At 52.4% G+C, this 20,176-nt stretch carries 20 protein-coding genes and 1 tRNA gene; 14 read left to right on the top strand and 7 right to left on the bottom strand.

Annotation, left to right across the window (positions count from 1 at the left end; translation table 11 throughout):
- Window positions 1-12: 12 nt before the first annotated feature.
- The 5 genes from FWG96_06580 to FWG96_06560 all read left to right on the top strand — a co-directional run bounded on the left by FWG96_06580 (window position 13) and on the right by FWG96_06560 (window position 2,728).
- The gene (locus tag FWG96_06580; GenBank protein MCL2032911.1) at window positions 13-975 is read left to right on the top strand and encodes an iron ABC transporter permease; all 963 of its coding nucleotides are present in this window, start codon (window positions 13-15) and stop codon (window positions 973-975) included.
- Window positions 972-1,757, top strand: a complete 786-nt coding sequence (locus FWG96_06575) for an ABC transporter ATP-binding protein (GenBank protein MCL2032910.1) — start codon at window positions 972-974, stop codon at window positions 1,755-1,757. The genes FWG96_06580 and FWG96_06575 overlap by 4 nt, the downstream gene beginning before the upstream one ends.
- A gap of 69 nt (window positions 1,758-1,826) precedes the next feature.
- Window positions 1,827-1,899, top strand: a tRNA-Asp gene (locus tag FWG96_06570).
- An 89-nt stretch (window positions 1,900-1,988) separates the two neighbouring features.
- Window positions 1,989-2,327: an aspartate 1-decarboxylase gene (locus FWG96_06565; GenBank protein ID MCL2032909.1), complete on the top strand. Its 339-nt coding sequence runs from the start codon at window positions 1,989-1,991 to the stop codon at window positions 2,325-2,327.
- The gene (locus FWG96_06560) at window positions 2,327-2,728 is read left to right on the top strand and encodes a ribonuclease HI family protein (protein ID MCL2032908.1); all 402 of its coding nucleotides are present in this window, start codon (window positions 2,327-2,329) and stop codon (window positions 2,726-2,728) included. Before FWG96_06565 ends, FWG96_06560 begins: the two co-directional genes overlap by 1 nt.
- On the opposite strand, the gene hisS is transcribed toward FWG96_06560, so the two are convergent.
- Together hisS and FWG96_06550 are read right to left on the bottom strand one after the other, a co-directional pair.
- The gene (hisS, locus tag FWG96_06555; protein MCL2032907.1) at window positions 2,722-3,972 is read right to left on the bottom strand and encodes a histidine--tRNA ligase; all 1,251 of its coding nucleotides are present in this window, start codon (window positions 3,970-3,972) and stop codon (window positions 2,722-2,724) included. The genes FWG96_06560 and hisS overlap by 7 nt on opposite strands.
- A 69-nt stretch (window positions 3,973-4,041) precedes the next feature.
- Window positions 4,042-5,142: a GTP-binding protein gene (locus FWG96_06550; GenBank protein ID MCL2032906.1), complete on the bottom strand. Its 1,101-nt coding sequence runs from the start codon at window positions 5,140-5,142 to the stop codon at window positions 4,042-4,044.
- 116 nt (window positions 5,143-5,258) lie between these two features.
- Here FWG96_06550 and FWG96_06545 point away from each other — a divergent pair, with 116 nt between their 5' ends.
- From FWG96_06545 to FWG96_06535, 3 genes are all read left to right on the top strand, one after another.
- Entirely contained in the window at window positions 5,259-6,407 is a 1,149-nt protein-coding gene (locus FWG96_06545) for a zinc-ribbon domain-containing protein (protein ID MCL2032905.1), read from the top strand.
- 141 nt (window positions 6,408-6,548) lie between these two features.
- Window positions 6,549-8,564 (top strand): DNA topoisomerase VI subunit B, encoded by a 2,016-nt coding sequence (locus FWG96_06540; GenBank protein MCL2032904.1) that lies wholly within the window; start codon window positions 6,549-6,551, stop codon window positions 8,562-8,564.
- The gene (locus FWG96_06535) at window positions 8,551-9,645 is read left to right on the top strand and encodes a DNA topoisomerase IV subunit A (GenBank protein ID MCL2032903.1); all 1,095 of its coding nucleotides are present in this window, start codon (window positions 8,551-8,553) and stop codon (window positions 9,643-9,645) included. The genes FWG96_06540 and FWG96_06535 overlap by 14 nt, the downstream gene beginning before the upstream one ends.
- Here FWG96_06535 and lysS read toward each other — a convergent pair.
- Together lysS and FWG96_06525 are read right to left on the bottom strand one after the other, a co-directional pair.
- A complete protein-coding gene (gene lysS, locus FWG96_06530) occupies window positions 9,640-11,223 on the bottom strand; it encodes a lysine--tRNA ligase (protein ID MCL2032902.1) in 1,584 nt (527 codons plus the stop codon). The genes FWG96_06535 and lysS overlap by 6 nt on opposite strands.
- Before the next feature lie 40 nt (window positions 11,224-11,263).
- Window positions 11,264-11,758, bottom strand: coding sequence for a hypothetical protein (locus FWG96_06525; GenBank protein MCL2032901.1), 495 nt, complete (start codon window positions 11,756-11,758; stop codon window positions 11,264-11,266).
- 191 nt (window positions 11,759-11,949) lie between these two features.
- Between FWG96_06525 and FWG96_06520 the strand changes: the two genes are divergently transcribed.
- The gene (locus tag FWG96_06520) at window positions 11,950-12,114 is read left to right on the top strand and encodes a preprotein translocase subunit Sec61beta (GenBank protein MCL2032900.1); all 165 of its coding nucleotides are present in this window, start codon (window positions 11,950-11,952) and stop codon (window positions 12,112-12,114) included.
- Window positions 12,115-12,145: 31 nt separating this feature from the next.
- Here the strand turns inward: FWG96_06520 and FWG96_06515 are convergent, their stop codons facing one another.
- The 3 genes from FWG96_06515 to FWG96_06505 form a co-directional block, all read right to left on the bottom strand.
- The gene (locus FWG96_06515) at window positions 12,146-13,423 is read right to left on the bottom strand and encodes a cation:proton antiporter (GenBank protein MCL2032899.1); all 1,278 of its coding nucleotides are present in this window, start codon (window positions 13,421-13,423) and stop codon (window positions 12,146-12,148) included.
- Between the two features lie 105 nt (window positions 13,424-13,528).
- On the bottom strand, window positions 13,529-15,082 hold the full coding sequence (locus tag FWG96_06510; GenBank protein MCL2032898.1) for a hypothetical protein: 1,554 nt from the start codon (window positions 15,080-15,082) through the stop codon (window positions 13,529-13,531).
- Window positions 15,083-15,140: 58 nt separating this feature from the next.
- The gene (locus FWG96_06505; GenBank protein MCL2032897.1) at window positions 15,141-15,524 is read right to left on the bottom strand and encodes a ribbon-helix-helix protein, CopG family; all 384 of its coding nucleotides are present in this window, start codon (window positions 15,522-15,524) and stop codon (window positions 15,141-15,143) included.
- Between the two features lie 91 nt (window positions 15,525-15,615).
- On the opposite strand from FWG96_06505, the gene FWG96_06500 reads away from it, so the two are divergent.
- From FWG96_06500 to larE, 5 genes are all read left to right on the top strand, one after another.
- The gene (locus tag FWG96_06500) at window positions 15,616-16,395 is read left to right on the top strand and encodes a ZIP family metal transporter (protein MCL2032896.1); all 780 of its coding nucleotides are present in this window, start codon (window positions 15,616-15,618) and stop codon (window positions 16,393-16,395) included.
- A gap of 92 nt (window positions 16,396-16,487) precedes the next feature.
- A complete protein-coding gene (locus FWG96_06495) occupies window positions 16,488-17,057 on the top strand; it encodes an acetate uptake transporter (GenBank protein MCL2032895.1) in 570 nt (189 codons plus the stop codon).
- 122 nt (window positions 17,058-17,179) lie between these two features.
- Window positions 17,180-18,034, top strand: coding sequence for a nickel pincer cofactor biosynthesis protein LarB (gene larB, locus FWG96_06490; GenBank protein ID MCL2032894.1), 855 nt, complete (start codon window positions 17,180-17,182; stop codon window positions 18,032-18,034).
- Window positions 18,031-19,296 (top strand): nickel pincer cofactor biosynthesis protein LarC, encoded by a 1,266-nt coding sequence (gene larC, locus FWG96_06485; protein MCL2032893.1) that lies wholly within the window; start codon window positions 18,031-18,033, stop codon window positions 19,294-19,296. Before larB ends, larC begins: the two co-directional genes overlap by 4 nt.
- A 2-nt stretch (window positions 19,297-19,298) precedes the next feature.
- Window positions 19,299-20,117, top strand: a complete 819-nt coding sequence (gene larE / locus FWG96_06480) for an ATP-dependent sacrificial sulfur transferase LarE (GenBank protein MCL2032892.1) — start codon at window positions 19,299-19,301, stop codon at window positions 20,115-20,117.
- The last annotated feature ends 59 nt before the right edge of the window (window positions 20,118-20,176 follow it).

The following is a 20,176-nucleotide window of genomic DNA, read 5'->3' as shown; positions in this document are numbered from 1 at the left end:
CTTGCCGCAATATTGTTCTTATCAGTACTTCTGGATCTCACTTGGGCCGCCTACCATTTGTCACTGCGGGATGTGTGGGATGTCCTGATGGGCAACGGCACTGGCGCGAACAACCTAATTGTCAAAGAGGTCAATGCTCCAAGGGTCATATTCGGTGTCTTCGTAGGAGCCGGCTTAGGAGTAACAGGCGGTGTGATGCAGGCGGTCTTTAGGAATCCTTTGGCATCGCCCTATCTTCTTGGATTATCTTCCGGAGCTTCGTTGGGTGCTGCTATTGCGATCTTATTCTCGGTGCCTTTCATTCCCCTTGCAATAGTCCAACCCACACTGGCATTCGTATTCTGTCTCGGAACAATGTTCCTTGTTTACATGCTTGCCAGAGGCGGGGGCAGCATCAGGACTGAGACGCTGATACTTGCCGGCGTAGCAGTATCATCATTGATCGCTGCAGCAGTATCATTCCTGACATATATTGCACCAAGCGAAAAGATGGGAGATATCGTCTTCTGGACCATGGGCAGCCTTGGCAAGGTCACCTGGGAGGAGATGGCATTTGCGATACCCATAATTGTTGCGGGGATCATCCTTATGCTTACACAGATGAAGAACCTCAACGCCATGATGCTTGGAGACAATCACGCTATGGACCTTGGGGTCGATGTAAAAAAAGTCAGACTTTTCCTTCTGATAGTATCATCTCTTGTTGTCGCGGCAGCAGTAGCATTCGTCGGAGCGATAGGTTTTATCGGGTTGGTCATACCGCATATATTCAGGCTTCTGCTCGGACCGGACAACCGTTTGATCTTACCGTTAAGCACATTCGGAGGTGCAGGCTTCATACTGTTATGTGACTCTGTGGCACATGCTGTCTCCCCGGTCGTGACGACGTTACCGGTAGGCGTCGTAACGGCATTCATCGGTGCTCCGTTCTTCATTTACCTTTTATCAAGAAAAAGAAACGAGGTGGGATGGTGAGCCTCCTCAATATCGATTCTTTATCATACAAATATAATGAGAAAGTAGTGCTCGATCAGATAACGCTTGGCATAAAGGGCGGAGAGGTGATAGGAATACTGGGGCCGAACGGCTGCGGTAAAACAACGTTGCTGAAAAATCTGAACAGGAACCTAAAACCACATGGCGGATGCGTCATGATAGACGAAACCGACATAGATGACATCTCAAAGAGAGAGATCGCACAGAGCATAGCGGCGGTTCCTCAATCCAATGAGATAAGATTTGCCTTCACTGTCAGGGAAATAGTAACAATGGGCAGAATGCCCTTCCAGGAACCATTCCGCGGAGAGACCACGGACGATCTCAGGATAATTGAAAAGGCAATGGAAGAGACCGGCTTAACGGAGTTTGCCGAGAGATACATAAACACACTGAGCGGAGGAGAGAGGCAGCGCGCGATAATAGCCAGGGCGATAACCCAGACTCCGAAGATAATACTGATGGACGAGCCGACCCTGCATCTTGACATCAACATGCAGTTCGAGGTCCTGGATCTCATCCGGGACCTTTCGAAGGAGAACGGCCTTGCCGTGGTTATCGTATCTCACGACCTTCCCATGGTGACGAGGTACTGCGACCGCATAGTGCTCATCCACGATCACAAAGTGTTTGCGATGGGAACTCCGGAAGAGGTTCTCACCAAAGAGAACATGAGGATCGTGTTCAACGTCGACGCCGAACTGGAGAAGGATCCCCGCACCGGGAAGAACACAGTGCGCCTTTTCGGGTCATGCAAATAATGGGAATCTGGCATTCCGTTCGGTGATAAAAGAACCATTAAATATTATCTCTTATTATCAGGGCATACTGCCCTGGTAGTGTAGTGGCCTATCATGAAGCCCTGTCGAGGCTTCGACTCGGATTCGAATTCCGGCCAGGGCGCTCATTGTTCTGATTTCATATTGCAATCGTCGAAGCGTACATACCAAAAATTCTTTTTATCATGTGCGTTACCTATTATCATGCGATGGATGCTCAGAAGCAAGATCCATAGAGCGACGGTCACAGATACCCGGCTAGATTACGAAGGCAGTATCACTATAGACGGGGAACTTTTGGAGAGGGCCGGAATATGGGTGGGGGAGAAGGTCACCATAGCAAACGTCAACAACGGCGCGCGCTTCGAGACCTATGTCTTCAAAGGCGACAAGAGCACCGGCACGGTGGCGATTAACGGTGCCGCCGCCAGACTTTGCGAGAAAGGCGACAAGATCATAATCATGGGGTATGAGCTGACCTCGGAACCTATCGGCTCAAAGGTGATCCTTGTCGACGACAACAACAAAATAATCAAGGAATTCGTGTATTGATGTACCGAATATTCTCAGACGGAGGATCGCGGGGCAACCCAGGCCCTTCCGCTTATGCGATAGTTGTCACCAAAGATGACAAGATCATTCACCAGCATTCCGAGTTCCTGGGTATCAGGACCAACAACTACGCCGAATACCGAGGGCTGATAGCGGGTCTGGCTAAAGCCATAGAACTGGGAGCCGAACGCGCGGAGTTCGTGATGGACTCCGAGCTCGTGATCAAACAGATGACCGGCGAGTACGAGATCAGGAGCGGCAGCATCAAAGGCCTGTACCTCGACGCGATGGCCCTCTCGTCGATGATCCCCGATATCACTTTCAAAAACGTACGGCGTTCCGAGATGCTCATACCGATGGCCGACGCCTTAGTGAACAAAGAGCTGGATACGCATCAGTGACCGCGTATCGCTGCTGGAAGATCTGCAACTTTGATAAGTCTCTGTTCGCCTGATGTCATATCCCTCAGCGTGACGGAACCGCTCTTCATCTCTTCGCCGCCGACTATCACGACGAACTTTGAGCCCACCGAAGAGGCATGTTTCATCGCTTTGGCCATTTTCCTGTCCGCAAGGTCTATGTCCGCCGATATCCCGCTCCTTCTGAGCATTCCGACCGTCTCGAACGCTTTCAGTTTCATATCATCGGACACAGCGATCACGTATGCGTCCATTTTATTTGTCGGGTGGACCGCACCCTCTTTCTCAAGTGCCAGAAGGACCCTGTCGAACCCTATCGCAAACCCGGTTGAGAACACTTTCTCACCGCCGAACAGTTCTGACAAAGTGTACGACCCGCCGCCGCATATCTGTTTCTCAGCACCCAATACGGGCGCCTCTATCTCAAAGACCATCCCTGTGTAATAGTCCAGACCGCGCACCACTCCCAAATCTATCTCCGGGGCGTCTGTGCCCATCGCTGACAGATAACCCAGGACCTCCTTCAGATACTCTGATTCTTCGCCGTCGATCTTGCTCAGTACCTCGGCGCCTCCGGTTGTGCCGGTAAGCTCGAATAAGAGTTCCGCTTCCTCTCTGGACACGCCGGCGGTCTCCATGAGGGGCCAGGCCTCCTCATACATTTTCTTATCGAGTTTTTGAAGTATCTCCGGCATTTCGTCTTCCGGGATCCTTGCTTTCAAGAGCTGCTTCCTCAGCACCCCTATATGGCCTATTCTCGCCTTGTATCCCTTAAGACCCAGCGCTTTCACCATCTCCAATGCGGCGGCGATCACCTCCGCATCCGTCTGCGGGGTTGCGGTACCGATGATCTCCGCGCCGAATTGGAAGAATTCCCTGTATCTTCCGCTCTGAGGCCTTTCATATCTGAAACATTGGCCGAAATAAAATATCTTGATCGGTTTTGGGTCATTGCTCATGTTGTTGACGAACGATCTTATCGCCGGTGCCGTCATCTCCGGTCTGAGGGCCAGGTCCCTATCGCCTTTGTCTTTGAAAGCGTAAAGCTCGTTGAGTATGTTCGGTCCAGACCTCAGAATGAAAAGCTCCGCCTCTTCGAAGATGGGGGTCTGTATCTCCCTGAACCCGGCTCTTTGAGCGATCTGCCTCAGGACACCCTCGTAGAATCTTCTCCTTTCCATCTCGTCCGGAAGGAAATCCCTTGTGCCTCTGGGGCTCTGCATCATAATCGGACCGATGGTTTGAGAATATATTAGATTGTTGTTGCGGATTCCATTCAGGAAAAAATGATCCTTTCACCTTTTCACAATTATCGAGAGGATGTCCTCATCCTCCACCACATGGTCCAGCCCCACGGTCTGGCCGGGGAACTTGGCGCTCCTGCCCCAGACCATGGCATACCTGAAATTGTTCCTGAAGTCCCTGTGGATCACTTCGCAGATGTCCCCTACGTTATTGCCTCTCTTGACTATCAACGGCTCTATGAGGTCCGCTTCCTTACCCTGCGGTTTGAGGTATATGCGGATCATCTCGATCGTGTCGTAAAGCGTCTGCTTGAGCTCTTCTATCCCGTATCCCGTTGCGGCGGATATCGGCACCGTGGTGTAATTCGGATACAGTGCCAGCGCAGCCTCCAGCTCCCCCGGCTTCGCCAGGTCCACCTTGTTTATCGCCACCACGCATTTGACATAAACGCGGTTCCCTGCAAGAACGTCAAGCATCTCCTCCACGTCGATATCATCCCTCACTACTATGGTGGCGTTGATGTGTCCGTACGCAATGGCCATGTCCTTTATGGTCTCCGGGTCGATCTTGGTGAGTTTGACCGTCGGTTTAACAAGGATCCCTCCCTGCGACGAACCCGATATTACGACATCCGGCTTGGTCTGGTTCATCCTTATGGCCGCGTTGTACAGTTCCTTCCTAAGAATATCCATCTTTGGGTTGAAGATGTCCACGACCAGCAGGATGACGTCCGACGCCCTTGCCGCGGCAATGACCTCTCTTCCTCTGCCTTTGCCTCTCGATGCGTCCTTTATCAGCCCGGGCATATCAAGTATCTGGATCTTCGCGTGGTTGTATTCGAGCACTCCGGGAACGATATCCAGCGTCGTGAAGTGGTATGCGCCCACTTCCGACTTGGCCCCCGTCAGCTGATTCAGGAGGGTGGACTTTCCCACGGACGGGAACCCCACGAGGGCGACCGTAGCATCGCCGGCCTTCTTGACATAGAATCCTTTGGTAGGCCCTTTGGAGGACCTTCTCTTCTCATCTTCGGCGGTAAGGCGCGCTATCTTCGCCTTCAGCTTTCCGATGTGGGCCTCCGTGGCTTTATTGTATTTGGTGTTGGATATCTGCTCCTCCAACTCCTTTATCTGTTCCTCGATGGTCGCCACTGTGCACTCCGATTGCGTGATATGTAACAACTATAATTATGCTTTATTGAATTATCCGCTGCAGAACGGCCTTTACGCCCGATAGTTTTTAATCAGTTCATTGTTTGGGCCTCTGCATGAACAATGCCGCAGGTACAAAGACCATGAATCTGAAATGGTTCGGCACCTTAACGCTCAGACAGATACTGGGGCTGATCGCAGCGTTCGTTTTCGCTCTCGCTCTGACGCTGGTCGGGTTCGGATACTCATGCATGTGCTTCGGGATGCTGCTGATCGCAGTCATACTGTACATGCTGCCCCGCACGTTCGGGGTGGAGAATATCAAGCTTATGACGCTGGTCGGGGTCTTGTTCACGGCGGCAGCGGTCCTGATAGGCGGGTTCGTCACGGCGCCCGGCCTTGTGGATGCAAATCAGGGGGACCCTCCGGATAACGAATATTTCATCGATGTGGAATATACTTATACAGCGGGCGGGGTCGAGATAGAGGCCGTCCTCCTTAAGGACATAGGTACCGGCGAGGTCTTCTTCAAATACATAGCGGTAACAAGCATCGGGCTCGGAATGGCAGTGGATATCGCCGCCACCTTAGACGGCGATTCCATGGCGAGCGCCCACATGGACGTGGCCGGCAGTTTGGTTAGCGGCAGCGTATCGTTGGACAGCGACAGACTCTACTTAGGGTATCTTATGGTGGTGGAGACCGACGCCTCCGGTGAAGAATCTACCGTCGAAAATTCCGCTACATCGGCGCGTTTCCTGACCGGAGCATATGACGGAGATCTGACTCCGTTGTGCCTGTTAGGCTGCTTCGTCGGAACGCTCTACATAACGATCGTCTTCTTCCTGATAATGGTCTTCTCGAACTTCATGAGAGTGAGGGTGGAAAAGACCAGAGAGAGGATGGAGAAAGAAGGAAGGCTCTACCCCCAAGGATACGGAAGATGCGATGAATGCGGCGCCATGGTCCTTCCGGGAGAAGTGAACTGCAGGAAGTGCGGCGCATATATCGACCGCCCGGACGAGATGAAACCTAAGAAGAAAGACTTCTTTGAATGCAGCGACTGCGGCGCGGAAGTTCCGATGGATGCTAAGACATGCCCCAAATGCGGGGCGGTGTTCGAAGAAGATGAATTCGAAGTCGTGCATTCGGACGGAACCGTGGAGATAACCGGAGAAACATTCGCGTGTCCGGAATGCGGGGCGGTCTCACCGGCGACCGCTACGTTCTGCGTAAAGTGCGGCGCGAAGTTCGGCAGAAAATAAACCTCTTACCATCATTTCTTCTGCTCCTGGCAACCGGCGGGGAAAGTTAGAATATTTTAACGCGGGTTTGAAGAAAGAATAATTGTTCAGCGCTGCCGTTCGACAACAAACTAAATAACTTTCCAGAAGATACAGTCTTGGATGCACTCGGAAAATATTGATGATTACGCCAGCGGGAACACGAACGCCCATAAGATGGCGGCTAAGCAGCAAGAGATATCGGTCACGGAGTTCTTCGAAAAGAACAAACATATCCTGGGGTTCGATTCCAGATCAAAGTCCCTTCTGATGGGGATCAAGGAGGCCGTGGATAACGCTCTGGACGCCTGTGAAGAGGCCGGGTTCCTGCCCGATATATTCGTACGGGTGGAACGTCTCCCGGAAGAGGAAGAATACCGGATAACCGTGGAGGATAACGGTCCGGGGATCATACACAAGATGATGCCCAACGTTTTCGGACGGCTCCTCTACGGCTCAAGATTCCACGCCCTCAGACAGTCGAGGGGGCAGCAGGGGATCGGGATCTCCGCCACCGTCATGTACGGGAACATCTCTACCGGCAAACCGGCGCATATCGAGTCCAAAATAGAGGGCGCGGATGAAGTGGCATGGAAAATGGATATCACCATAGATACGAAGACCAACCGCCCCATTGTCACCAACGACACCGCATTCACCTGGGAAGGAAAGGAGCACGGAACCAGGGTCGAATACACCACAAAAGGAAGATACATCACCGGCAAACAGTCGATATTCGAATACCTGCGGAACACCGCGATCGTCAACCCCCACGCAAGAGTGGAATTCCATGATCCGGAAGGGAAGAGGTACGTTTTTGAGAGAGCGACAGAACAGATGCCTCCCAAGTCAAAGGAGATCAAGCCCCACCCGGAGGGAATGGAGATCGGCGATCTGATGAAATATGCTCAGAACACTCAGCAGAAAACGGTCAACGCATTCCTGAAGAACGACTTTTCCAGGATAACGGACAGGATATCGGAGGAGATCCTTACCAAAGCGGGGATCGACCCCTCTGCGAAACCGCTGTCCCTTACCAGAGACCACTGCAAATCGATCATTAACGCGATCGCTCAAGTGAAGATAATGGCTCCGCCCACTGACTGTCTTTCCCCTATCGGGGACGCCCTGATAAAGAAGGGGCTGATGCACGTTCTGGATGGATTGAGGCCGGATTATTATGCCACGCCGGTCACGCGTCCTCCGAAATCGGTGAACGGGAATCCCTTCGTCGTGGAGGCTGGGATCGTCTACGGCGGTGAGATACCCTCGGACGAGCAGGTGACGATACTCAGGTTCGCGAACCGCGTCCCGCTGCTGTACCAGCAGGGGGCATGCACGATCACCAAGGCCCTATCGGAAGTGGACTGGAGAAGGTACGGACTAGAGCAGAGGGGCGGAAGGGGCATCCCCTTCGGCCCGGCGATAATACTCGTCCATGTCGCGTCCACAAAGGTGCCTTTCACATCAGAAGGCAAGGAAGCTGTGGCGTCCTTCGCCGAACTTCAGAATGAAATTGAGCAGGCGCTCAGGCTATGCGCCAGGAACCTTAAGAGCCATCTGAACAAGATGGAAAGGAAGTCAAAGACCAGCGCGAAGTTCGAGATCGTCCAGGAACTGATCCCCGCAATGGCGAAGAAGGCATCGTCAATGCTGGGAAGACCTATGCCCGACCTCAGCAGAACGATCAGCAAGATCATGAACGTGGTGTGGGTGGAATCCGGCACGAAGAAGGAGGGCAAGAATGCTCTCAACGTTACCTATACGATATACAACTACACAACGAACGAGCGCACGGTCAGACTTCATGCGCAGCTTCCCAAGGAATGCGTCAATCTGACCCTTTTCAGCAATCCGCATTTCATAGAGATGAACGACGAGGGCAAATCTACATGGGAGATCAGAGGGCTTCAGCCGTCCGCATCGCTCAAGATCCCGTTCGAACTGAAAGGCGAGCTGGCGGATACCTTCGACGCCGAAGATATCTACATCTCGGGCATAAACCCGGTCCTGGTCATGGGGGCCGAAGCGCTTCCGGGGGACTGGGGGATCAAAGGACTGGAAATAACGGAAAGCGACGACGTCCCCGTCGATGAGGAAGAGGACACAGAGGAGGCGGAAGACCTTGGCGACGAATGAAAGACAGAAGACGGCGATGAGCAACCTCACATCCATAGTCGGGAACATCTACGATCAGCTCGACGCCGGGGATGTGCCGGTCATGGAGCTCCCCCTCAGGTCAAAGAAGAATATAGAGTTCAATACCCAGCACAACGTTTGGACATACGGGGACCTTCGGACCACCCGTACCTCGAAAACGGTGCAGGGAGCTCAGATGATGCTGAGGACCATCTACACGGCGGACTTCATCAACGAGATGATACGCGACAACAAGTCATCCACTCTAAGGGAGATGTATTACATTTCCGAGGGATGGGAGCACGCAAAGTTCAACAGCCAGGATGAAAGCAACCTTTTGGCGGAAGACCTTGAGATCATCTCGAAATGTATGAGAGAGGATTTTAAATTAAGGCCGGAAGAGAGCGGCGCCCATGTCTACGGGAACCTGAACGTAAGCACCCTTACGAAAAAAGGAATGAAGAGGTTCAACTGCATGGACGATGTTGCTGAGACCGGATTCGCGGTACCTTACAATGTGGAAAAAGAGAACTTCGAGATCGTCGGCACCGATGCGAAATTCGTCATGGCTATCGAGACCGGCGGTATGTTCGCAAGACTCATCGAGAACGGGTTCCCGGAGAGGTACGGCGCCATCCTCGTGCACCTGAGCGGACAGCCCGCAAGAAGCACCAGGCGCCTGATCAAGAGGCTGAACGAAGAGCAGGGACTGCCGGTGACCGTGTTCACCGACGGCGACCCCTGGTCATTCAGGATATTCGCTTCTGTGGCCTACGGAGCGATTAAGACCGCTCACATCTCGGAGTATCTGGCGACTCCCACAGCGCAGTTCATCGGGATAACCGCATCAGACATCCTGAATTATGACCTACCAACAGATAAGCTCTCTGACAAGGACCTCGGAGCCCTGGCGGCGGAACTTTCCGACCCGAGGTTCAAAGATGAGTTCTGGGTCAATGAGATACAGGCCATGCAGGATATGAAGAAGAAGTCCGAACAGCAGGCGTTGGCCAAATACGGCCTCGACTTCGTTACGGACAACTATCTTCCGGAGAAACTCGGAGATATGGGCATCTTATGAGCCGTGTCTGGAAGCTTGGATGAACCTGTTTATCACGAACTGCTTGTCCATGCTGGCAAGGAACGGGCCCAGCCTCGGACCGGCCTCCTTTCCGATGAGCACCCGATAGATCACTTTGAATCCGGTCTTCAGCCCGATGGGGGACTCCTTTCCGGTGTCCGATATTATTTGGCTTATCGCCTCTGCCTCCCAGTTGGCGTCGTTCATTCTTTCCACCAGCTTCTGGAAGAACGCCTTGTCGCCCATCGTGAGTTCCGCTCCCTGGGGGATCGTCGGATACACCGAGAACTTCACCTGGTCGGGTGCGAATCCGTTGAGCCAGAATCTCACGCAGCCCACTCTTCTCCTGAGCCGCTTCATGTCCTCATCGCTTGCGCCAGACATATCTATGGTCCTGCCCAATACTTCCAGGACCCCTTCGAAATCGTCCGCCATCTGCGCCACGTTGACAAGGTGCCTGTACGGGATCTGCAGAGGCAGCTCTTTCGGGACGTGGTTATGCTGCGCTATCTCATACGCGCGGACGGAGTTCTCTTCCGCTTCTGTGTACCCGCCGGCGAAGAACAGCCTTTCCATCCTGTCGTGTTCGTCGGCCATGTCCAGAACCCCCAGCCCTGAATCGTAATCTATGGCTTTGTTGGGATTGACCCTCAGGAACAGATAGTTCAGGACCTCCGGCGGCGTCATGTTGATCGCATCCAGTCCGGATACGGAGGATCCCGTGGACTTATGCATCTGGCCCACGCCTTTAAGCTGAACGAACTCATAGTTGATGGGGTACGGTGCTTTGCCGCCGTATATCTCCTCCACGATCCTCTTGCCGGTATCGTATGACCCTCCGGCTGCCGCATGGTCCTTGCCGAACGGTTCGGCCGAGGTTCCGAATATCTTCCACTTTGCGGGCCATTCCAGCCTCCAGGTCAGTTTCCCGTCCCCTTTCCTTATATCTGCTGTGCCGCGGCATCCGCATGTGCAGGTGTACTCTATGGTCGGATACGAGTATGAATCAAATATCGGATTGGCGAATCTTCCGCACTCTTTACATATCGGAGCGTACGGCGCATAATCTCCCTTCGCTTCTTTCCCCGAAACCTCATGGAGTATCTTGATTATTTCCTCTCTCTTCTTGAAACAGGTATCTATGGCCTCGGCAAATGCTCCTTTCTCATAAAGCTCGTGGGTCCATATGACTTCGCAGTTCACTTCCAGCTGCTCTATGGCATCCAGGAATGGCTGTACGAAGTGGTGTGCGTAATTATTGTGTTTGCCGCAGGGACACGGTATGTTGCATATGGGTTTCCCCACGTGCTCATCATACCATTTGGGCAGGAAGTCGGCGCGCTTTTTCAGCTGATCAACGGAATCTATCAGATATATCAGGCGTACTTCCTTATCCAATCCCTCGACCGCGCTTCTTATCGATTCTCCGGTTATGGCCTCCCTCAGGCTCCCCACATGGATCGTGCCTGAAGGGCTGATGCCGTTGGCTATCAGCGGTTTCTCGAATGAATCGGCGATCTCTTTTGCGATTACGTCTGCCCAGTGCATTATGACCAGGCGTTGTAATATGCCATCCATAAAAGAGACTTTCGGTCATTTGTCCGACGATATCGTGTTTTTATAAGGGAGTATTCCCGTCCGACTCCGTTGCCATGCGGTTCTCTGATCTGGATTTGATCTCCTTTGATTCGAATACATCAAACAACAAAATTCCTGCAAAGGCTCCAACAAATATTGCATGCATGTTTGTCATCGCCAAACCATAATCCACCATGTCCCGATAGAAGATTATTACGAAAAGAACAGAAAGAAATAGAGGGATAGCATAGATTATGACCCTTGCTTTTTTCATGGCAGAGAATGCCTCTTTTCTACATGTTACATATTTACTTGAATAACGAAACGCAATGAGCATTAATGCTATCAATGCAAGAGCCAGGGCTGTCGCCATAGTCAAAATACTTAGGGGAACAATTGTTTCAAATGCTATCGAGACCGCCTCCTTATCGCGTAAATATTCCGTATCCGCTATATATAATGCCAAACGGCATATTAATGCCTGTTTACTCCGGGGTTCTTCTGAAATTTTCAGTGATGGTCTGGTCGGCAGCATTGGCTTGGGGGATGAACGCGCTCCTTCCGTGGGTCACCGTATGTTGACAGATCGGACGGGGTCCGATGACCTTTTCGTATCCCCGCGGGCGATTACAGTTTCAACGCCTCCTGAATAAGAGATAGGATGCATCTGATACAGTACGGGAACTTCACGGTAGGTTTTTATATGGATTCAGGATTCCATTATCAATGGCAAAGAAAGAAGACAGCGGATTCGCATCATCTGCGGGATTGATGAGGTACTTCGACACCGAAGATGACAGAGGGATCAAGATCAACCCCAAACTGGTCCTCGGCGCCGCCATAGCTTTTACGGTACTGATCTTGCTTCTGCCCGTGTTCTTCCCGGTCTGAGCTTGTCCCTTTTTTATCGGTCATAACTGACTCAAATCAGGTCATCCTGAGTAAGCTTGTACTCTGGCGGATACTCCTTTCTGAACGCCCGTGCGAACAGAGGCGGGGCGATTATTGTGGTGGCGACCGCCATCACTATCACAACTCCGTAGAGTTCCGAAGACATAGCGCCCGAAGCAAGACCTATCGCGGCGATGATGATCCCCACCTCTCCCCGGGGCACCATGCCGAACCCGATGATGTTCCTGGATCCTTTTGAAAGGCTCTTGTCCCCCCATACCGCGCCCAGGTTGCAGCCGACGTACTTCGTCGCCACCGCAAGCAGTATAACGACGACAGCCAGCAGAATGGCCGACACGCTTGTCAGACTCCCTATGTCCACCTGCATACCCACATTCAGGAAAAAGAACGATATGAACAGCGTTGTGATGGATTCTATCTTCTCTTCCAGTTTCCACTCCCATGCGTATTCCGCAAGCAGCATCCCGCCCAGGAATGCGCCGATTATCGCCGCCAGCCCGATCATGTCTGCGAAGAACGAAAACCCAATACAGACCGCTATCGCGAGTACGAGCTTGTTTATGCCGGAATGAGAACTTCCGGTCTCGGCGAATTTTTTCTTATTCCTTTCCTCAAAGTATCCATATATTCTGGGAACTACCCACAGCGCCGCCGCCAGGATCGCTACGACGAACAACAGGGCCTCGGCGGATATCAGAGCTATGTTGGATACGGATATGCCGTCGGATGCGGTCATCCCCACAACAATGGCAAGGACCACCATACCCAGCACGTCATCTATGACCGCAGCGCCGATGATGATCTTTGCCTCTTTGGTATCGATCAGCTTCATGTCTTTGATCACACGGGCGGTTATGCCTACGCTCGTCGCGACCATCGCCGCACCCAGGAACAAAGCGTGGTGCATATTCCCGTCATATACCAGTATCAGCGCGATCCCTGCTACCAGAGGCACTATCACTCCCATGACCGCCACCAGCATCGCCGCCTTGCCCACGGAAAGAAGGTCCTTCACCTTTGTCTCCAGGCCTACTGCGAACAAGAGGAATATCACTCCCAGTTCAGCGAACAGCTCGACTATCTCATAATTCTGGCTCGGATCGTCTCCCATTTCAACGTCCAGCATACCCAGGAACGACCAGTCCCCTATCGTCAGGTTGGCGATGACTATGCCGATCACTATCTCTCCGATCAGTCCGGGTACGCCGAAACGGGAGAACACGCCCGAGGCTAAGCGCGCCAGAACGATCAGCGCTACCAGCATCAGGAGTATGGAGCCGAAATCCATGGAATGGTGATAATGCTCATTATTTATAACTCTGGTTCATGAAAAAGTGAGTAATATGTTTAGCGAATGGGTTTATGGAGCATGAAGCTGACGGACGGGGATCGATCACAGCCCTTTATCTTCTGTTCCATAGTATACGGCGCAGGAGACGCTCTCTTCTTTGACCGGCATCCTCAGCGGCTCGAATTTGCAATCGTATGATTCGAGGCCGTCGTCCGGGATCGTCGCTTCCGTATCCTGAGCAAGCTCCGAGAGCATTTCATCGCTCATATGCAGTCCGGGGATGGTGAGTTTCATTATGTCCGCGACGAGATCGACGACATCCACCGTCTTCGGGATGTCCGCGATGGTTTCCGACGTCTCTTCTACGGTTATTTCGACCGCGTCTTCCACAGCTATTTCAACTGAATCCCCTACAGTGGCTTCAACTGCATCTTCCACAGTTATTTCGGCTGTGTCTTCCACAATGGCTTCAACTGCGTCCTCTACAGTGGCTTCGACTGCATCTTCCACAATGGCTTCAACTGCGCCCTCTACAGTGGCTTCGACTGCGTCTTCCACTGTTATCTCGACTACATCCTCTACAGTAGCTTCAACTGTGTCTTCCACAGCTATCTCGGATACGTCCTCTACAGTAATTTCAATTGTATCTTCCGCAGTCGTTTCGACCGTGTCTTCCACAGCTATCTCGTCTGCTTCATCCGTCTTTTCCAGAGTGGGCAGATACCCGAAATATTCGAGCGGCGATTCCTGCAGGACCATGACCTGCTCTATCATCGGCAGGGTGGCCGCCGACGTTACGGCCACATCGGCTTCCATCGGCGCCTCTATGAACATCGGGTGCTCTTTCTTTACTCCTGCGCCCGCCTCGGCCCTGTTGACAGCTCTGTGTCCGTCAACATACAGCCCTGCTGGCACATCAGTGACCGGCGGCGTCTCGACGAACATGCCCCTGAAAGGTGCTTCCTCGACAGTGTATTCCGGCACTTCTTTATACCCCGTGAATGAGATCTTCGGGGCCTCGACCTTTGCCGCATCCGTGGATGTCTTTGCTATTTCGGGCTCCCTGCTTATCTTGAACGTCTCTTCGAACATCGGTTCATAGACCTCTTCGAAAGAGGGTTTGAAGAGCACAGGTGTTTCTTCGATCTCCTCTTCAAAGGAGTCGTTCTTCTTGATTATTATCTCGTTGAAGTCTATCTCTTCATATTCGTCTCTTCTGGCGGCATTGGAGAATATATCCGCCGGCTGAACGTATTTGACAGGTTCCGATTCCGGCTCGGTCTTGAGGGGCACCTCTGCAGAACTGCCTTGCTTGGCGCCGACGAAGCTGCCTCCGGCCATCTTTACCATCTTGGGTTCCTCATCCTCAAAGAACGCCGATTCCGGCTGGATCGTGATGTATACGTCCTGCTTCTCAGGAGTATTGAACACGACATATCCTTCTTTGCTGAGCTGTTTGACTGCCGGAGATATCACCACCTCCTGCGGCTTGGACATCCTCCCGGGCGTAACCGTGGAATCGGTTGATACGACGAACCCTGGGTGTCTTTGCTTGACTTCCGATTGCTTTGCGCCTTTGCCCTGATCCTGACTGAGCATACGCTTGAAAAAGCCCTTCTGCGGGCTACCGCTATTGTTGCTAGAGCTGTAACTCATGCTATCCCATCCAAGCTAAGTATAAGCATTATAGGGTATTAAAAGTTATAGTCGCACCTTAACTCTTTACAAACGTGACATAGTCCGCTTTTCCAGTCGAATGTATCTCTTTGAGCATAGCCGACAGCTTTTCCGCCTCGCCCGAGATGACCATTACCTCCAAACACTTGTGGTCTCTCAGGTGGGAATGGAGCTGCGTCTTGATCTCGTTCTCATGCTTCGCCTGCACGAGGTTCATCCAGGGGTCGCTGTGATCCTTTTTGACGATTATCAGCACCCCTTCTATCATTCCTTCCATTCCCTCGATCACTTTCGCTTCCGCCTTCGCGGCGTTGATCGCCACCCTCACAGCTTCGCTTCTTCCTTTGAGCCCGAACCTTCTCTGTATATCCTCCAGCGCCTCGATGCTCTCATCATTGAGTGAAATGCTGACTATTCCCATGACCTCACCTTGTTAACAATGAATGGAAAAACAGTACAAAGTTAATAACTTTATCATAAACTTTTAATAAAAATCCATCTATCTTTTGAACATGGACATAACGATCTCGTTCCTCATATGTACGGCCCTGATACTCCTCGTGTCTTTCGCCGGAGCCTATCTTCCGATGACCATCAGGGCCACGGACAAGCAGATACACCTCATGATCGCATTCAGTGCCGGTGTCTTCCTGGGAATATTGCTCCTTATACTCCTGCCGGAAGCCCTTCACGAAAGTGAGGAGGGGGGATTCGATGAGATGCACGTTATGTATCTGGTCCTCGCCGGCTTCCTGATAATGTTCATTGTTGACTTCTTATTCAAACACTACAAGACGTCAAAATGCGGCTGTGATGAATGTATGGACCACCATTCGCATGAGGTCACATCCATTTCCGCGTTCATAGGTCTGTCCATACATGCGTGCTTTGACGGCTTGGCGCTTGCCGCCGCTTTCCTCATCGGAGAGGAGCTGGGACTCATGATGCTGGCCGCCGTGTGCATCCACAAGGCGGTGGAGGTGTTCTCGCTTTCGTCAACATTTCTGCTTGCAGGGAACAGAAAGAGGTCCCTTTGGTATCTGACGGCATTCTGCCTCGTTACGCCCATCGCGGCGGCGGCTTCCTACTTCATCCTCGGCGAGGTGGGGAGCGAGATCACAGGCCTTGCCTTTGCGTTCTCCGCGGGAGTGTTCATGTTCGTCACCATGCTGCACATGATACCCGAAGCGTTCCACAGGAAGAGTATAGACGTCAGGTCGCTGGCGCTTCTGCTGATCGGACTGCTGATCGTGGTTTGCATCGTGATGCTCATGGGGCCGCACGCCCATTGAAACATTTTTCCTCCTCTTTTTTTTTATTTTTTCGACATTTGCCGAATACGACCACGTACAGCTTTATAAATGATAAGCGAATCCCACCGGGTATGGTTGATAACGAATCATCATCCGTGAACAAGATCGCCAACCCGGCAGGGCTCGGCCTTCTTGCATTCGGAATGACAACGGTATTGTTGTCACTGCACAATTTGGGACTGTTCGGATTGGATTCGACCATCCTCTCCATGGGGATATTCTACGGCGGACTCGCTCAGATCGCGGCGGGAATGTTCGAATTCAAGAAAGGCAACACCTTCGGAGCCACGGCATTCACCTCATACGGATTCTTCTGGCTTACGTTCGTACTGATCAACAACGGACTGACGCTGGAAGCCACTACGGAAAGCGCTTCCCTCGGCGCATACTTTGCGATCTGGGGCGTCCTTACGCTGTTCCTTTTCATAGGTACACTGAAATCCACCCGTGCTCTCCAGGCTGTCTTCCTTACCCTGACGATATTGTTCTTCGTCGTTGCCATCAAAGACGTGACGGAGATATCCAATATCGCATATGTCGCGGGAGCCGTCGGAGTGATGTGCGGAGGTACCGCGATGTACACCGCATTCGGCGAGGTGCTGAACGAGCAGCACGGAAGGACCATACTGCCTTTGGGCTGATATGGCACAGCAAACCTTTTACAACATTTTAACGACTTTTTATATCATTGTTGGATCCGCATTGGAATTAATATCGCCGGAAAGAGCGGGCGCTGCTACGCTGCGTTGATGAAATAATCAAAATGATTAAGAGCATATGGGGCATTGACAATGAATGGGTCAAACGTACGCCTGCGGTGCGTATAAAGGATCAAAAGGACAGGACAATGAATAAGGTCAGTTCAAAGGCGGACATCCTCAGCCTGCTTCGGGAAGTTGAAGCGGGCGCCATCACGCCCGATGAGGCGCTGGACAGAATGCAGACGCTGCCGTTTTCAGATCTGGGTTATGCTAAAGTAGACTATCACAGAGGGGTGCGGCAGGGAGCGGGCGAAGCGATCTACGGTCAAGGAAAGACCCCTGAACAGATATTGGGCATACTTTCCGATATGCGGAACAACGGAGCAAACAACGTCCTGATCACACGGATCGAACAGCGGACTGCCGACTACCTTATCGATGAGAAGATCCCTCTCGATTATCACCCTGTCCCGCAGCTGGGAATAGCGATGCCGGAAGAGCGGCAGAAAAGGGGCAGTGTCATCGTTGCGGGCGCCGGAACCAGCGACATGGCGGTGTGCGAGGAGGCGGCGCTGACCGCCGAAACACTTGGCAACAATGTGACACGTCTGTATGATGTGGGCGTCGCGGGTCTGCACAGGCTGCTGTCGCATCAGGAATCTCTTATCAGAGCAAGAGTGATCATAGCTGTAGCCGGAATGGAGGGGGCGCTGGCCAGCGTCGTCGGCGGACTCGTGAGCTGTCCGGTCATCGCAGTCCCTACAAGCATTGGGTACGGTGCGAATTTCAACGGATTGTCTGCGCTCCTTGCCATGATGAATTCCTGTGCGAACGGGATATCGGTAGTGAACATTGACAACGGCTTCGGAGCCGGCTTTTTAGCCAGCCGCATCAATCAGATGGAGGGCATAAAATGAGAACGCTTTACATCGAATGTAATATGGGCGCGGCCGGAGATATGATCATGGCCGCTTTGCTGGAACTGATCGACAGTAAGGAAGCGTTCCTGAAACAGATGAACGGTTTGGGACTGAAAGGTGTGAAGTTGAGCGCAAACCGATCTGTCAAGCATGGCGTAAACGGCACCGCCGTGTCGGTCACTGTGGACGGCCGCGAAGAAGTAAGCATCGATGTTGACATGGAAAAGGACCAAGGATACGGCTTTGATGAGACATTCGGGGAAGAGCATTCCCATCATCATTCCCACCGGCATTCCAGTCTAGCAGATATAGAAGCCGTCATTCTGGGTCTGCCGGTCTCGCAATGGGTCAAGGATAATGCATTGGCGGTGTACGGTCTGATCGCAGAGGCAGAATCCCGCATTCATAAGGGGCCTGTCTCAGAGATACATTTTGACGAGTTGGGCGGCATGGACGCCGTCGCTGACATAGTGGGCGTGTGTCTTCTGATGGAACGGCTTTCGCCGGACAGGGTGGTTGTTTCCCCCGTTCATGTGGGAAGCGGTCTTGTCCGCTGCTTCCACGGCATACTGCCGGTGCCCGCCCCCGCTACTGCATATATTCTGCAAGGCGTCCCGACTTACGGCGGAATGATCAAAGGGGAACTGTGCACGCCGACCGGGGCGGCCCTGCTGAAACATTTCGCGGGGAACTTCGGCCCGTTGCCGGAAATGCGCATACATAAGATCGGGTACGGTATGGGAAAAAAGGACTTTGCGGTCGTGAATTGCGTCCGTGCCTTCTTGGGTGAAGGCAATGCCGCAGGCGGCGCGAATGATACGGTGGCGGAATTGCGCTGCAACATAGACGATATGAGCGGTGAGGCGCTCGGCTTTGTTTGCCGAAAACTTATTCAGGAGGGAGCTTTCGACGCGTTCACAACCGCCGTGGGAATGAAGAAGGACCGTCCTGGAACAATGCTCACCTGCATCTGCGGCGTTGAAAGAGCGGACGAGTTCGCCGCCATGCTGTTACAGCATACCACAACGTTCGGCGTGAGGAAGGACACGCTCAGTCGATATACGCTGGAACGCGAAGTGCGGCTTGTGACGACGCCTTTCGGCCAATTGCGCATTAAGGTGGGGAAAGGCTACAATGTCGAAAGGGCAAAATTCGAATATGAGGATGTTGCGGCGCTTGCCGACGAACAGGGCGTTCCGATCGACGAGATGATCCGAAGATTATGGAAATATGTGGGCGAAGGGGGGCATGACCGATAAACGTGCATCAAAAGCTCGAGGTCCTCAGATCATATCTGTCCGAGCTCGAAAGCGTTGCCGTTGCCTTCTCCGGAGGTGTTGACTCCACTTTTCTTCTCAAGGTTGCACATGAAGTGCTGGGAGACAAGGCTGTAGCCGTGACCGCTCGTTCCCGATCTTTCCCGAAACGTGAGGAAGAGGAGACAAAAGCGTTCTGTGAAAAAGAAGGAATCGTGCATGTAATATGCGATTGCGATGAGCTGAGCATAGATGGGTTTTGCAAGAATCCCATTAATCGCTGCTATCTTTGTAAGAACGAGCTTTACAAAAAGATCCGGGAGGTCGCCGAACAGTACGGCGCCGCTCATGTGGCGGAAGGTTCGAACATGGATGACATAGGCGACTACCGCCCTGGCTTGACCGCTGCGGCTGAACATGGCATAAAGAGTCCGCTTCGCCAGGCGGGGCTTTGCAAAACGGATATCCGTCTCCTGTCAAAGGAAATGGGCCTGCCCACTTGGGATAAACAGTCCTTCGCCTGCCTTTTTTCCCGCTTTCCGTACGGGGAGGAAATAAATCCGGAGCGTCTTGACATGATCGATCGGGCGGAGCAGTTCCTGCTGGACATGGGCTTCCGTCAGGTACGCGTGCGTTTCCATGAGAATCTTGCCCGCATTGAAACAGATAGAGATGGATTTACAAAAATGGAGGACGCATCCGTCAGGAAGGAGATATATGACGAATTCAGAGCAATAGGATTTGTCTATGTTTCTCTGGATCTGATCGGATACCGCACCGGGAGTATGAACGAGACCCTGCCGCCTGATGTCCTGTCGAAATGAAAATGCACAAACCTTCAATTTTTTGATCAGACCGATGACGAATACTGTCGTCATCAGAA

Source organism: Candidatus Methanoplasma cognatum (genome assembly GCA_009777615.1).
Taxonomy (GTDB): domain Archaea; phylum Thermoplasmatota; class Thermoplasmata; order Methanomassiliicoccales; family Methanomethylophilaceae; genus Methanoplasma; species Methanoplasma cognatum.
This window is presented reverse-complemented; position numbering and strand designations above follow the sequence as displayed.